A 13,024-nucleotide genomic window follows, 5' to 3' on the forward strand; every position below is an offset into this window, starting at 1 on the left:
GTTGGCCTCGGACGCCGACCTGGACGCGGTACGCGAGGCGCTCGCGACGCTGGGAGGTGCGGGGCTCGGCCGGGCCGGGGCCGGGCCGCGGGTGACCGCCCCGACCGGTGGCGTCGTCTCGTACCTGCCCGCCGCAGGCGTCGGTGACCGCGGCGATCAGGGCGCGACCGGCTGTCGTACGCCGTGCGGAACCGGCGGGAGAACGGCCGATGAGTTCCGCGGGCCCGACCGGTCCACCATGAGGGGAGCCCGACCGCGGACTCCTGACGCCGGACTCCGGGCCACCGGCCGCGCAGGCCGTCGGCTCGCTGAGGAGAAGTGATGACCGACCCGACGTTCGATCTCGGCCCGCAGGCCCTTGTCGTGGCACGGCTCGCGGAGGGCGTGGGCGACGAGCTGCTCGCCGCCGGGACACCCTGCCCCGGCCTCGCCGTCCGCAACATCCTGGGCCATCTGCTCGGCCTCTCCACCGCCTTCCGCGACGCCGCCCGCAAGCGGCTGGGCGCGACGACGGACACCGCCGCGAACACCGCCGTCCCGGACGTCGGTGCCGGCTGGCGCGCGGAGCTGCCCAAGATCCTCGACGAACTCGCCGAGGCGTGGCGCGATCCGGCCGCGTGGACCGGCATGACCCGCGCCGGGGGTGTCGACCTGCCCGCCCCGGTCGCCGCCGCCGTCGCCGCCGACGAGCTGGTGATCCACGGCTGGGACCTCGCCAGGGCCACCGGCCAGGGCTACGACCCCGACCCGACCGCCCTCCAGGTCTCGTACGACTTCCTGCGCGCGGCGGCACAGGACCCGGTCCGCGGCGGGATCTTCGGCCCGGTGGTGCCGGTACCCGAGGAGGCACCGCTGCTGGCGAGAGCGGTCGGGCTCAGCGGACGCGACCCGGAGTGGAAACCGTAGGAGGACCCGCGGGCGCCGCCCGACCGTCCCAGGGGGTGGCCCGCCCCCTGGGACGTGAGCGCCCGGGGGCCACCGTCCGTATCCCTCCTCACCATGCCCCTCAGCCTCACCGTCCTCGGCACCGCCTCCCCGCATCCGCGTCCGGGGCGCCCCTGTTCCGGGTATCTGCTGCGCGGCGGAGGTGCCGAGGTGTGGGTGGACGCCGGGCCAGGTACGTTCGCGGAGTTGCAGCGGCACACGGATCCCGCGCGGCTGTCCGCGATCTGGATCTCGCACCTGCACGCCGACCACAGCGCCGATCTGCTCGCCGCGGTCCAGGCGTTCGTCTTCGGCGGGCTCACCCCGCCCGCGCCGATCCCGGTCTACGCGCCCCGGGACTGCGCCCGCCGCCTCGCCGGGTTCCTCGGCCGGCCGGACGCGGGTTTCCTGAGTGGAGTCCTCGACTTCAGGCCGCTCCACGACGGTCACGCCGTCCGGCACTGGAACCTCCGCCTCACCGCCCGCGCCGTGGCGCACGACATCGAGGCGTACGGGCTGCGCGCCGAGTGCCAGGGCAGCGTCCTCGCGTACTCCGGGGACAGCGGCCCCTGCGCGGCGCTCCCCGAACTCGCCGCCGGGGCCGACCTGTTCCTGTGTGAGGCCACCATCGACCGGCATCGCGGAAGCGAACGACAGGTCCACCTCACTCCCGAGGACGCCGCCGCCTGCGCCAGGGGCGCGCGCGAACTCCTCGTCACCCACGTCGGGCCCACCCTCACCCGGGAGGCGGCGCTGCAACGCGCCGCCGCCGGCCACCCCGGCCGGACCTCCGCCGCGCTCGAAGGCGTCACCAGGACCTTCTGAGCCGTCGGCCCCGGCCGCCCCAACTTCCTCTGCCGCAAGCATTGACGAAACACAGGGGCACTCCTACCTTTCAACGCGTCGTACTTCGTACGTCATATATGAGACGCGATACGCGAGACCGAGGTGCGCGACCGGTCGGCGACCGCGGCCCGTGACATCCGAGAGGCGCGCATGACCTCTGTGCCCACGCCGATCCCGTCCCGCACGCAGTTCGTGCTGGAGGGGATCAAACACCGCATTCTCACCGGGCAGTTGACGCCCGGCCGACCACTGGTCGAGACCGAACTCGCCGCCGGGTTCGGGGTGTCCAAGACCCCGGTGCGCGAGGCGCTCAAGACGCTGGCCGGCACCGGGCTCGTCGTACTGAACCAGTACAAGGGCGTCACGGTGCGCACGGTGGACGCGGAGATGGCGCGCCAGGTCTACGACGTACGGCTGCTGCTGGAACCCGAGGCGCTCCGGCGCACCGTACGGCGCGGAGCCTCCCTGGACGCGGCCCGGGACGCGCTGACCCGCGCCGACCGGGCCACCGACACCGCCGAACGCTCCCTCGCCAACCGGGAGTTCCACCGCGCCCTCTACCTGCCGTGCGGCAACCCGCTGCTCGGCCGGATGCTCGACGAGGTGCGCGACCAGGCCGCCCTCGTCGCCGCCGTCGCCTGGGCCGCCTCCCCCTCCTGGGAGCGGGAGGCCGGTGAGCACCGCGAGATCCTGCGGCTCGCCCTCGACGGTGACTCGGAGGGCGCGGCGAGCGCCCTCCACGCACACATCGGATCGTTCGTGCGACGGGCCTTCCCCGAGGCGGAGTCCGGGTTCCAGGGAGAGGACGGTCAGGCATGACGGCGATGTTCGAGGCCCAACGCGCGGCCCTGGCCGACGTGGTGGCGATCCCGGTGACCCCGTTCGCCGAGGACGGCGCCATCGACCGGGACGCCCACCGGGCCCTGCTGCGCCGGCTGCTCGACGGCGGGATCCGTACCCTCACGCCGAACGGGAACACCGGCGAGTTCTACACCCTGACACCCCAGGAGCGGCGCCTGGTCACCGAGTCGACCGTGGAGGAGGCGGGGGAGCGGGCCGCGGTCCTGGTCGGCGTCGGACATGACGTGCCGACCGCCGTCGACTCCGCCCGGCACGCCAGCGAGCGGGGCGCGACGATGGTGATGGTGCACCAGCCGGTCCACCCGTACGTCTCGCAGGGCGGCTGGGTCGACTACCACCGGGCCATCGCCTCGGCCGTGCCCGATCTGGGCGTGGTGCCGTACATCCGCAACGCGCAGCTGCCCGGCGCCCGGCTCGCCGAACTCGCCGACGCCTGCCCGAACGTGATCGGCGTCAAGTACGCCGTGCCGGACGCGGCGCGCTTCGCCGCCTTCGCCCGGGACGCGGGGCTCGAACGCTTCGTCTGGGTGGCCGGCCTCGCCGAGCCGTACGCGCCCTCGTACTTCTCGGCCGGCGCCACCGGTTTCACCTCGGGGCTCGTCAACGTCGCCCCCGCGGTCTCGCTGAACATGATCGAGGCGCTGCGCTCGGGGGACTACCCGGCGGCGATGAAGGTGTGGGAACAGATCCGCCGCTTCGAGGAACTGCGCGGGGCCAACGGTTCCGCGGACAACGTCACGGTGGTCAAGGAAGCGCTTTCCTCGCTCGGTCTCTGCCGCCGGGACGTACGCCCGCCGAGCCGGGAGCTGCCCGAGAGCGCACGGGCCAAGGTCGCCGCCATCGCCGCCGGGTGGCCGCTGTGAACGCCCCCGCCGGCCGCAGGCGCCCCGAGGAGCTCAGAAGCCACCAGTGGTACGGCGCCGAAGGGCTGCGCTCCTTCAGCCACCGCGCCCGCACCCGCCAGCTCGGCTACCTCCCCGAGGAGCACCTCGGCAAGCCGGTCATCGCGATCCTCAACACCTGGTCGGACATCAACCCCTGCCACGTCCACCTCCGCGACCGCGCGCAGGCCGTGAAGCGGGGTGTCTGGCAGGCCGGCGGCTTCCCGCTGGAGTTCCCGGTCGCCACGCTCAGCGAGACCTTCCAGAAGCCGACCCCGATGCTCTACCGCAACCTGCTCGCGATGGAGACCGAGGAGCTGCTGCGCTCCTACCCGGTGGACGGGGCCGTCCTGCTGGGCGGCTGCGACAAGTCGACGCCCGCGCTGCTGATGGGCGCGGCCAGCGTCGACCTGCCCGCCGTGTTCGTGCCGGCCGGACCCATGCTGCCGGGCCACTGGCGTGACGAGGTGCTCGGCTCGGGCACCGACATGTGGAAGTACTGGGACGACAAGCGGGCCGGTCTCATCGGCGACTGCGAGATGACCGAGCTGGAGAGCGGCCTCGCGCGCTCACCGGGTCACTGCATGACGATGGGGACGGCGTCCACGCTCACCGCCGCCGCCGAGGCGCTCGGCGTGACCGTGCCCGGCGCGTCCAGCATTCCGGCGGTGGACTCCGGGCACGACCGGATGGCCGCCGCGTCCGGACTGCGCATCGTCGACCTGGTCCACCAGGACCGCAGGCTCTCCGCGATCCTCACCCGCGACGCCTTCGAGGACGCGGTCACCACCGTGCTCGGGCTCGGCGGCTCCACCAACGCCGTGATCCACCTGATCGCCATGGCCGGCCGCGCGGGGGTGCGCCTCACCCTGGACGACTTCGACCGCGTCGCCCGTACGGTCCCGGTCCTGGCCAACGTACGGCCGGGCGGACGGCGGTACCTCATGGAGGACTTCCACTTCGCCGGCGGGCTGCCCGGGTTCCTGTCCCGGATCACCGATCTGCTCCACCTGGACCGTCCGACCGTCTCCCACGACACCCTGCGCGAACAGCTCGCCGGCGCGCGGGTGCACAACGACGACGTGATCCGCCCGCGCGACAACCCGGTCGCGAGCGAGGGCGGGGTGGCGGTCCTGCGCGGCAACCTCTGCCCGGACGGCGCGGTCATCAAGCACATCGCCGCCGAGCCGCGGCTGCTCAAGCACACCGGACCCGCGGTCGTCTTCGACGACTACCGGACCATGCAGCGCACGATCAACGACCCGTCCCTCGGCATCACCGCCGACAGCGTGCTGGTGCTGCGCAACGCGGGTCCCAAGGGCGGGCCCGGCATGCCCGAGTACGGCATGCTCCCGCTCCCCGACCACCTGCTCCGGCAGGGCGTACGGGACATGCTGCGGATCTCCGACGCCCGGATGAGCGGCACCAGTTACGGCGCCTGTGTGCTGCACGTGGCGCCCGAGTCCTACGTCGGCGGACCGCTGGCGCTGGTGCGCACCGGCGACTCCATCACCCTCGACGTCGCGGCGCGGTCCCTGCAACTCAACGTCGAAGACGCGGAGTTGAAGCGTCGCCGCGAGGAGTGGACACCGCCGCCCGCCCGGTACGAGCGCGGCTATGGCGCGCTCTACAACGACCAGATCACCCAGGCCGACACCGGCTGCGACTTCGAGTTCCTGGCCCGGCCGGGCCAGGTCCCGGACCCGTACGCGGGCTGAACCCCCGGCAGCGGCGCGGGACTTGCGCACGTCCGTCGAGTAAGCGCTTCCTGCACAGTCCGTACACGACCGACCGCAAGTGAACGGAGAAGAGTCATGGCCCAAGCCGCAGCCGTGGCGACACCGCCCGCGCCGGCCCGGCGGCGCCGTGCCTCCGCGACGCCACGCAGACTGCCGTATCTGCTGATCGCCCCCGCCGCCCTGCTCCTGCTCGGCTTCATCGCCTACCCGGTCATCAGCGTCTTCTACTACAGCCTGCGGAACTACAACCCCACCAAACCGTGGCGCAACGGCTACGCGGGCCTCGGCAACTTCACCCACGCCTTCTCCCACGACCCGCAGTTCTGGTCCACGCTGACCTTCAGCGCCCAGTGGGTCGTCGTCGAGGTCGGGCTCCAGCTCCTGTGCGGACTCGCCCTGGCGCTGATCGTCAACCAGAGCTTCGTGGGCCGCTCGCTGGGCCGGGCGCTGGTGTTCTCCCCGTGGGCGGTGTCGGGCGTACTGACCTCCGCGATCTGGGTGCTGCTCTACAACTCCCAGACGGGGATCACCCGTTACCTCGCCGACCTGGGCGTCGGCCAGTACGGCACGAGCTGGCTGTCGGACCCCTCGACCGTCTTCCCCGCCGCGATCGTCGCCGACCTGTGGCGAGGCGTCCCCTTCTTCGCGATCCTCATCCTCGCCGACCTCCAGTCCGTCTCCAAGGACCTCTACGAGGCCGCCGAGGTCGACGGCGCCGGCCGGTTCAAGCAGTTCCTGCACATCACCCTGCCGCACCTCAGGGACGCCATCGTGCTCTCCACGCTGCTGCGCGCGGTGTGGGAGTTCAACAACGTCGACCTGCTCTACACCCTGACCGGCGGCGGACCGGCCGGCGAGACCACCACCCTGCCGCTCTACATCGCCAACACCAGTGTCGACGCCCACGACTTCGGCTACGCGTCGGCCCTCACCACGGTCGCGTTCGTGATCCTGCTCTTCTGCTCGATCGTCTACCTGCGGCTGAGCAAGTTCGGAGGCGGAGAGAAGTGATCACCGAGGAAGCCGTCCAGACCGCCCCCGCACCGACGCGCCCGGCACCCCGGCCACCGCGCCCCCGCACGGCCCGCCGCGCCTGGGACGAGGCACCGCGCTGGCAGCTCTACGTCCCGCTCGCGCTCTACCTCCTCTTCACCCTGATCCCCTTCTACTGGATCCTGCTCTTCGCGCTCCGCCCGGCCGGCTCGACCTCCCTGGTGCCCTGGCCGGTCACCTTCGACCACTTCCACAAGGTGTGGACCGAGCGCAGCTTCGCCACCTACTTCCAGAACAGCGTCTACGTCGGGGTCGCCACCCTGCTGCTCACCACGGGCGTCGCACTGGCCGGCGGATACGCCCTCGCCCGCTTCGACTTCAGGGGCAAGCGCGGCTTCATGCTGGCGCTGCTCTGCTCCCAGTTCGTGCCCGGCGCCCTGCTGCTGGTACCGCTCTTCCAGATCTTCGCCGAGCTGCGGATGATCAACTCGCTGGGCAGCGTCGTCCTCGCGGAGACCGTCTTCCAGCTGCCGCTGTCGATGATCCTGATCAGCGGCTTCATCCGGAACGTGCCGTACGCCCTGGAGGAGGCCGCCTGGGTCGACGGCTGCGGCCGGCTCGCCGCCTTCCGCATCGTGGTGCTCCCGCTGCTGCGCCCCGGGCTGATCGCGGTGGGCTCCTTCGCCTTCGTGCACGCCTGGAACCACTTCCTGTTCGCCCTGATGTTCCTCAGCGACCAGAGCAAGCAGACCATCCCGGTCGGCCTCAACACCCTGATGGGCGCCGACAGCGTCGACCTCGGAGCGCTCGCGGCCGGCGGCATCGTCGCCGCCGTACCGGTGGTGATCGTGTTCGCCTTCATCCAGAAGTGGCTGATCACCGGCTTCGGCGCCGGGGCGGTGAAGGGATGAGGAAACCGCTTACCCTGCTCGCGGTGATCGACGACGCGACGAACCACGACGCGAAGGCCGACGCTGCGAAGGCCGACGAGGCAGGGAGAAACCCATGACCGTACCCATCGTCCTGGCGGGCGCGCGCGGCCACGGCCGCTGGCACGTCGAGAACATCCGCCGGCTCCAGGACCGGGGACTCGTCCGGCTCGCCGGGATCTGTGAACTGACCCCGCTGACCGAGGAGGAGTTCGGGGGTGAACTGCCCTCGCAGTCGGCCGACTTCGGCACTCTCCTCGACGCGACCGGCGCCCGGGCGGCCGTGGTCTGCACCCCGATCCCCACCCACACCGGCCTGGCCCTCGCGGCGGCGGAGCGGGGCGTGCACCTGCTGCTGGAGAAGCCGCCGGCGCCGTCCTACGCCGAGTTCCGCCGGATGGCCGACGGTGTCGCGGCGGCCGGGGTGGCCTGCCAGATCGGGTTCCAGTCGCTGGGCTCGCACGCCGTGCCGGCGGTCCGGGCCCTGATCGAGGAGGGCGCGGTCGGCACGGTGACCGGCGTCGGCGGGGCCGGGGCCTGGGCGCGCGACGAGGCGTACTACCGGCGGGCACCCTGGGCCGGAAAGCGGCGCCTGAACGGCGTCGACGTGATCGACGGGGTGCTGACCAACCCGCTCGCGCACGCCGTCGCCACCGCGCTCGCGCTCGGCGGTGCGACCCGCGCCGAGGACGTGGCCTCCATCGAGACCGAGCTGCTGCGCGCCAACGACATCGAGTCCGACGACACCTCGTGCGTCCGGATCACCACCGTCCAGGGCCGCCCGGTCACCGTCGCCGCCACCCTCTGCGCCGAACACCCCGGCGAGCCGTACGTCGTCGTCCACGGCGACCGGGGCCGGATCACCTACTGGTACAAGCAGGACCGCGTCCTGCTCCAGCGGCCCGGCCACGGCCCGCGCGAGTTCCGGTACGGCCGTACCGACCTGCTGGAGAACCTCCTCGCCCATCTCGCCGACGGCACCGCGCTGTTGGTCCCGCCGGACGGGACCGGCGCCTTCATGAAGGTCGTCGAGGCGATCCGCCGGGCCCCCGACCCGGCCCAACTGCCCGCCGACGCCTGGCGGCCGATCGCCGCCGAGCGGCGCCGCGTGGTGCCCGGCATCGACTCCCTGGTCGCGGACGCCGCCGACACCCTCCGCCTCTACTCCGAACTGGGCGCCGAGTGGGCGCCGCCCGCCGTGCCGAAAGAGGTGAGCACCTGATGACACTCCCCGACTCCCCGGTACTGCGCGTCGCGGGCCGCCCGGTCGCCCGGTACGTCACCCGGCCCGAGCTGCCCGCCCGGCTCGCCCCGCGCCCGTACCTGCACCCCGTGACCACCCTGGCTGGTACGGCGGTCACCGAGCTGAGTCCCGCCGACCACACCCACCACCTCGGCGTCGGTGTCGCCGTTCCCGACGTCGAGGGGCACAACTTCTGGGGCGGGCGGACTCACGTCCACGGCCGGGGCCCCGTCGAGCCCGACCACCACGGCACCCAGCGGCACACCGCGTTCCAGCTCCGCGACCCGGACGGGTTCGTCGAGGAGCTGCGCTGGGTGGCCGCCGGCACCGAACTGCTGCGCGAGCGCCGCACCGTCGCGGCCACCGAACTCAGCGACACCGCCTGGGCGTTGGACTTCACCTTCGCGCTCACCAACGGCACCACCGGCCCGCTGTCGATCGGCAGCTCCGCCACCAACGGACGCCCCGGCGCCACCTACGGCGGTTTCTTCTGGCGGGCCCGCAGGCAGGACACGGCCCCGCGGGTCTTCACCGCCGACCGTGCGGGCGAGCCGGAGATCCACGGCACCCGCGCCGACTGGCTCGCCCTGGCCGGTGCCGACTGGACCCTCGTCCTCGCCGGGGCCACCGAGCGGACCCGCCGCGACCCGTGGTTCGTCCGGACCGCCGAATACCCGGGCGTGGGCTCGTCGTTGGCGTCCGCCGAGCGGCTGCCGGTCGGGCCCGGCGACACCATCGTACGGCGGGTCGTGACCGTCGTCGCCGACGGCGTGCTCGGCCGGGACGAGGCGGCGGCCCTGGTGCGGAAGGCGGCCGGCGCATGAGCCTCCCCTCGGCGGACCTCGGCGACGGCACCTACCGCAATCCGGTGCTGAACGCCGACTGGTCCGACCCCGACCTCGTACGGGTCGGCGACGACTACTACCTCACCGCCTCCAGCTTCGGCCGCGCCCCGGGCCTGCCGCTGCTGCACTCGCGCGACCTGGTCAACTGGACGCTGGTCGGCCACGCCCTCCAACGCCTGGAACCGGCCGCGGAGTTCAGCACCCCGCGGCACGACCGGGGGGTGTGGGCACCGGCGCTGCGTCACCATGACGACCGCTTCTGGATCTTCTGGGGCGACCCCGACCAGGGCATATTCCAGATCAACTCGCCCGCGATACGCGGCCCTTGGAGCCGACCGCACCTGGTGAAGGAGGGCAGGGGGCTGATCGACCCCTGCCCCCTGTGGGACGACGAGACCGGCGAGGCGTACCTGGTGCACGCCTGGGCCAGATCCCGCGCGGGCGTCAAGAACCGGCTCACCGGCCACCGTATGCGTCCTGACGGGACGTCACTTCTCGACGTGGGCAAGGTGATCGTCGACGCGGACCGCATCCCCGGCTGGTTCACCCTCGAAGGCCCCAAGCTCCACCGGCACGACGGCTGGTTCTGGATCTTCGCGCCCGCCGGGGGAGTGGAGACCGGCTGGCAGGGCGCCCTCCGCTCGCGCGGCTTCTTCGGGCCGTACGAGGAGAGGGTCGTCCTGGCGCAGCGGGACACCGACGTCAACGGCCCGCACCAGGGCGGCTGGGTGCGCACCCAGCACGGCGAGGACTGGTTCGTGCACTTCCAGCAGCGCGGTGCGTACGGCCGCGTGGCGCACCTCCAGCCGATGCGCTGGGACGGCGACGGCTGGCCGGTCGTCGGGGACGCGGGCGCCCCCGTCGCCGTACACCCGAAGCCGGATCTTCCGGCCCAGTCGTCCGTCGCGCCCGCCACCGACGACGACTTCCCCGGCGGCCGGTACGGGCGGCAGTGGCAGTGGGCGGCCAACCCCGCCGACGGCTGGGCCACCCAGCACTCCGGGGACGGCCTGCGGCTGGCCTGCGTACGGTCGGCCCACGCCCACGACCTGCGCCTGCTGCCGCACGTCCTGACCCAGCGGCTGCCCGGCGTGCCGGCCGCGGTCGACGTCGAACTCCGCCTGCACAGCGAGGAGTCGGGGGCGCGCGCCGGGCTGGCCGTGCTCGGGGACGCGTACAGCTGGATCGGGCTCCGGCGGGAGGAGGACCGGTCCGTGCGGTTCGTGCACCGGTTCGCCGAGCCGGTGGCGGAGCGGGAGCGGGACGCCGGCGGCTCGTGCCTCGCGCCCGAGGGACGGGTCCGGCTGCGGGTGGAGATCGGCACCGGCGCCCGCTGCCGCTTCCGCTACGACGTCGGGGACGGCCCGCGCTCCTCCGGCGAGGTCTTCGCCGCCACCCCCTGGCGCTGGGTCGGGGCCCTGCTCGGGCTCTTCGCGCTCGCCCCGGCCGGCGCGGGACACGCCGGCGCGGCGACGTTCACGCGGTTCCGGATCACCCCTCTGTAAGCGCGCCACCGCTCACCCCGTCGCACCCCTTCTCGACCCGTCTCAGCCCTTCAAGACCCTGTTGGATCCAGAAGAAGAGAGCCGACCTATGAAGAACAGCATCCACAGAGGCAGACGTGCCGCCACGGCCGTCGCCCTGGGCTCCGTGCTCGCGCTGACCGCCACCGCCTGCGGCGACGACGGCAGCGGCGGCGCGGGGGACAAGGGCGACGAGGGTTCCGGGAAGGGCACCATCACCTTCTGGGACAACAACGGCGGGGTCCGCACCGACATCTGGAAGCAGATCATCGCGGACTTCGAGAAGAAGAACCCCGGCATCAAGGTCAAGTACGTCGGGATACCCGCGGCCGGCGCGCAGTCCAAGTACGACACCGCCATCCAGGGCGGCGGCCTGCCCGACGTCGGCGGCGTGGGCACCGCGATGCTCGCCGAGGTCGCGGTCCAGGGCGCGCTGGAACCGCTGGACAGCCGGCTCGCCAAGTCCCCGCTGAACGGCAGGCTGAGCCAGAACCTGCTCGACGTCAGTACCTCGGCGGGCGGCGCGGACAAGCTCTACCAGGTGCCGACCTCCGCCAACAACGGCACGCTGTGGTACCGCACCGACCTGTTCAAGGCGGCGGGCCTGGCCGCGCCGACCACCTGGTCGACGTTCTACGCGGCCGCCGACAAGCTGACCGACAAGCGGAAGAACAGGTTCGGCTTCACCATCAGGGGCGGCGAGGGTTCCATCGCCCCCGCCCTGGACGCGGTGTACGGCCAGACCGGCATCACCTCGTTCTGGAACGGCGACCGGACGACGGTCAACGACCCCAGGAACGTCGCCGCGTTGGCGAAGTACATCGCGCTGTACAAGAAGGACACCCCGTCCGCCGACCTCAACAACGACTTCACCAAGATGGTCGCCCAGTGGGACAGCGGCACCATCGGCATGCTGAGCCACAACCTCGGCTCCTACCAGGACCATGTGAAGGCGCTGGGCGCGGGCGCGTTCCGGGGCATCCCCAACCCGACCCGGGACGACGGCTCCCGGGTGCAGATCTCCAACCCCGTCGACGGGCTGAGCCTCTTCAAGTCGAGCAAGCAGAAGGCGGCGGCCTGGAAGTTCATCGAGTTCGCCGTCTCGGCCGCGGAGAACTCCAAGTTCAACGAGTCGGCCGGGCAGGTGCCGGCCAACACCGACGCGGCCAAGGACGCCTGGATCCAGCGGGCCGAGCCCACCCGGCTGGCCGCGGAGGCGCTCAACGGCGCCGACACGAAGATCGTGCAACTGCCGTACTACCTGCCCGACTGGAACACCATCTCCAAGGCCGACAACGAGCCGAACTTCCAGAAGCTGCTGCTCGGGAAGGTGACCGGGAAGCAGTTCCTGGACACGCTGGCCGACCAGTTGAACAAGGCGCAGGCGGACTGGAAGCAGAACCACTGAGCCAGGAGCCACCAGCCGAAAGGTGAACTCATCGTGTCCCTCACCCGCAGACAGGTCACGTCCGGCGCGCTCGCCGCTCTTCCGCTGGGCGGCGCGCGCGGCGGGCGGAACCGTACCCTCTACCTCGCCGGCGACTCCACCGCCGCCCAGAAGTACTCCACCGAGGCTCCCGAGACCGGCTGGGGCATGGCCCTCCCGTTCTTCCTCCGGAGAGCGGTGAGAGTCGCCAACCACGCGGTGAACGGCCGGAGTTCGAAGAGTTTCGTCGACGAGGGCCGGCTCGACGCGATCCTCGCCGTCCTGCGCCCCGGCGACCTCCTGCTCGTCCAGTTCGCCCACAACGACGAGAAGAGCGCCGACCCCGCCCGCTACACCGAGCCCTGGACCACGTACCAGGACCATCTCCGGCTCTACCTCGACGGGGCCCGGCGCCGTGGCGCCCGTCCCGTGCTCGCGACCCCCGTCGAGCGGCGCAGGTTCGACGCGGACGGCAACGCCGTGCCGACCCACGGCGACTATCCAGCGGCGATGCGCGCGCTCGCCGAGGAGGAGGGCGTGGCGCTGCTGGACATCGAGGCGCTGTCGCTCGCGCTGTGGCAGCGGCTCGGTGTGGAGGAGACGAAGGTCTACTTCAACTGGACGGCGACCGAGCAGGACAACACGCACTTCAATCCGCCCGGCGCGATCGCCGTGGCGCGGCTGGTGGCGCGGGAGTCGGCGCGCACCCGGGTGCTCGCGCCGCGTGACGTCGTCCGGCTGCACCAGGACGTGCCCACGTCCTGGATCACCTGGCCCGAGGCGACCGACGCCCCGGAAGCGTAGGCAAGGAGAC

Annotated in this window: 12 protein-coding genes; all 12 read left to right on the plus strand. The window is 72.4% G+C overall.

Going from position 1 to position 13,024, the window contains the following annotated elements; all coding sequences use genetic code 11:
• Positions 1 to 321: 321 nt before the first annotated feature.
• The 12 genes from ABZT12_RS20830 (at position 322) to ABZT12_RS20885 (ending at position 13,014) form a co-directional block, all read left to right on the plus strand.
• Complete coding sequence (locus ABZT12_RS20830; protein WP_356386360.1) at positions 322 to 906, plus strand: TIGR03086 family metal-binding protein; 585 nt, start codon at positions 322 to 324, stop codon at positions 904 to 906.
• A gap of 93 nt (positions 907 to 999) precedes the next feature.
• A complete protein-coding gene (locus ABZT12_RS20835; protein ID WP_356386363.1) occupies positions 1,000 to 1,749 on the plus strand; it encodes an MBL fold metallo-hydrolase in 750 nt (249 codons plus the stop codon).
• A gap of 171 nt (positions 1,750 to 1,920) precedes the next feature.
• Positions 1,921 to 2,589: a GntR family transcriptional regulator gene (locus ABZT12_RS20840; protein WP_356386366.1), complete on the plus strand. Its 669-nt coding sequence runs from the start codon at positions 1,921 to 1,923 to the stop codon at positions 2,587 to 2,589.
• Positions 2,586 to 3,494, plus strand: coding sequence for a dihydrodipicolinate synthase family protein (locus ABZT12_RS20845; protein ID WP_356386369.1), 909 nt, complete (start codon positions 2,586 to 2,588; stop codon positions 3,492 to 3,494). The genes ABZT12_RS20840 and ABZT12_RS20845 overlap by 4 nt, the downstream gene beginning before the upstream one ends.
• Positions 3,491 to 5,230 carry an L-arabinonate dehydratase gene (gene araD / locus ABZT12_RS20850; protein WP_356386372.1) on the plus strand — a complete coding sequence of 580 codons (1,740 nt, stop codon included), beginning with the start codon at positions 3,491 to 3,493 and terminating at the stop codon, positions 5,228 to 5,230. Before ABZT12_RS20845 ends, araD begins: the two co-directional genes overlap by 4 nt.
• A gap of 96 nt (positions 5,231 to 5,326) precedes the next feature.
• The gene (locus ABZT12_RS20855; protein WP_356386375.1) at positions 5,327 to 6,262 is read left to right on the plus strand and encodes a sugar ABC transporter permease; all 936 of its coding nucleotides are present in this window, start codon (positions 5,327 to 5,329) and stop codon (positions 6,260 to 6,262) included.
• On the plus strand, positions 6,259 to 7,155 hold the full coding sequence (locus tag ABZT12_RS20860) for a carbohydrate ABC transporter permease (RefSeq protein ID WP_356386378.1): 897 nt from the start codon (positions 6,259 to 6,261) through the stop codon (positions 7,153 to 7,155). Before ABZT12_RS20855 ends, ABZT12_RS20860 begins: the two co-directional genes overlap by 4 nt.
• Positions 7,156 to 7,249: 94 nt before the next feature.
• Positions 7,250 to 8,395, plus strand: coding sequence for a Gfo/Idh/MocA family oxidoreductase (locus tag ABZT12_RS20865; RefSeq protein ID WP_356386381.1), 1,146 nt, complete (start codon positions 7,250 to 7,252; stop codon positions 8,393 to 8,395).
• Positions 8,395 to 9,240 carry a PmoA family protein gene (locus ABZT12_RS20870; RefSeq protein ID WP_356386384.1) on the plus strand — a complete coding sequence of 282 codons (846 nt, stop codon included), beginning with the start codon at positions 8,395 to 8,397 and terminating at the stop codon, positions 9,238 to 9,240. Before ABZT12_RS20865 ends, ABZT12_RS20870 begins: the two co-directional genes overlap by 1 nt.
• The gene (locus ABZT12_RS20875; RefSeq protein ID WP_356386387.1) at positions 9,237 to 10,766 is read left to right on the plus strand and encodes a family 43 glycosylhydrolase; all 1,530 of its coding nucleotides are present in this window, start codon (positions 9,237 to 9,239) and stop codon (positions 10,764 to 10,766) included. Before ABZT12_RS20870 ends, ABZT12_RS20875 begins: the two co-directional genes overlap by 4 nt.
• 88 nt (positions 10,767 to 10,854) lie before the next feature.
• Complete coding sequence (locus ABZT12_RS20880; protein ID WP_356386389.1) at positions 10,855 to 12,192, plus strand: sugar ABC transporter substrate-binding protein; 1,338 nt, start codon at positions 10,855 to 10,857, stop codon at positions 12,190 to 12,192.
• 33 nt (positions 12,193 to 12,225) lie between these two features.
• A complete protein-coding gene (locus ABZT12_RS20885) occupies positions 12,226 to 13,014 on the plus strand; it encodes a rhamnogalacturonan acetylesterase (protein WP_356386392.1) in 789 nt (262 codons plus the stop codon).
• Positions 13,015 to 13,024 lie beyond the last annotated feature (10 nt).

The organism is Streptomyces sp. NPDC005423 (assembly GCF_040606415.1).
In the GTDB taxonomy this organism is placed as follows: domain Bacteria; phylum Actinomycetota; class Actinomycetes; order Streptomycetales; family Streptomycetaceae; genus Streptomyces.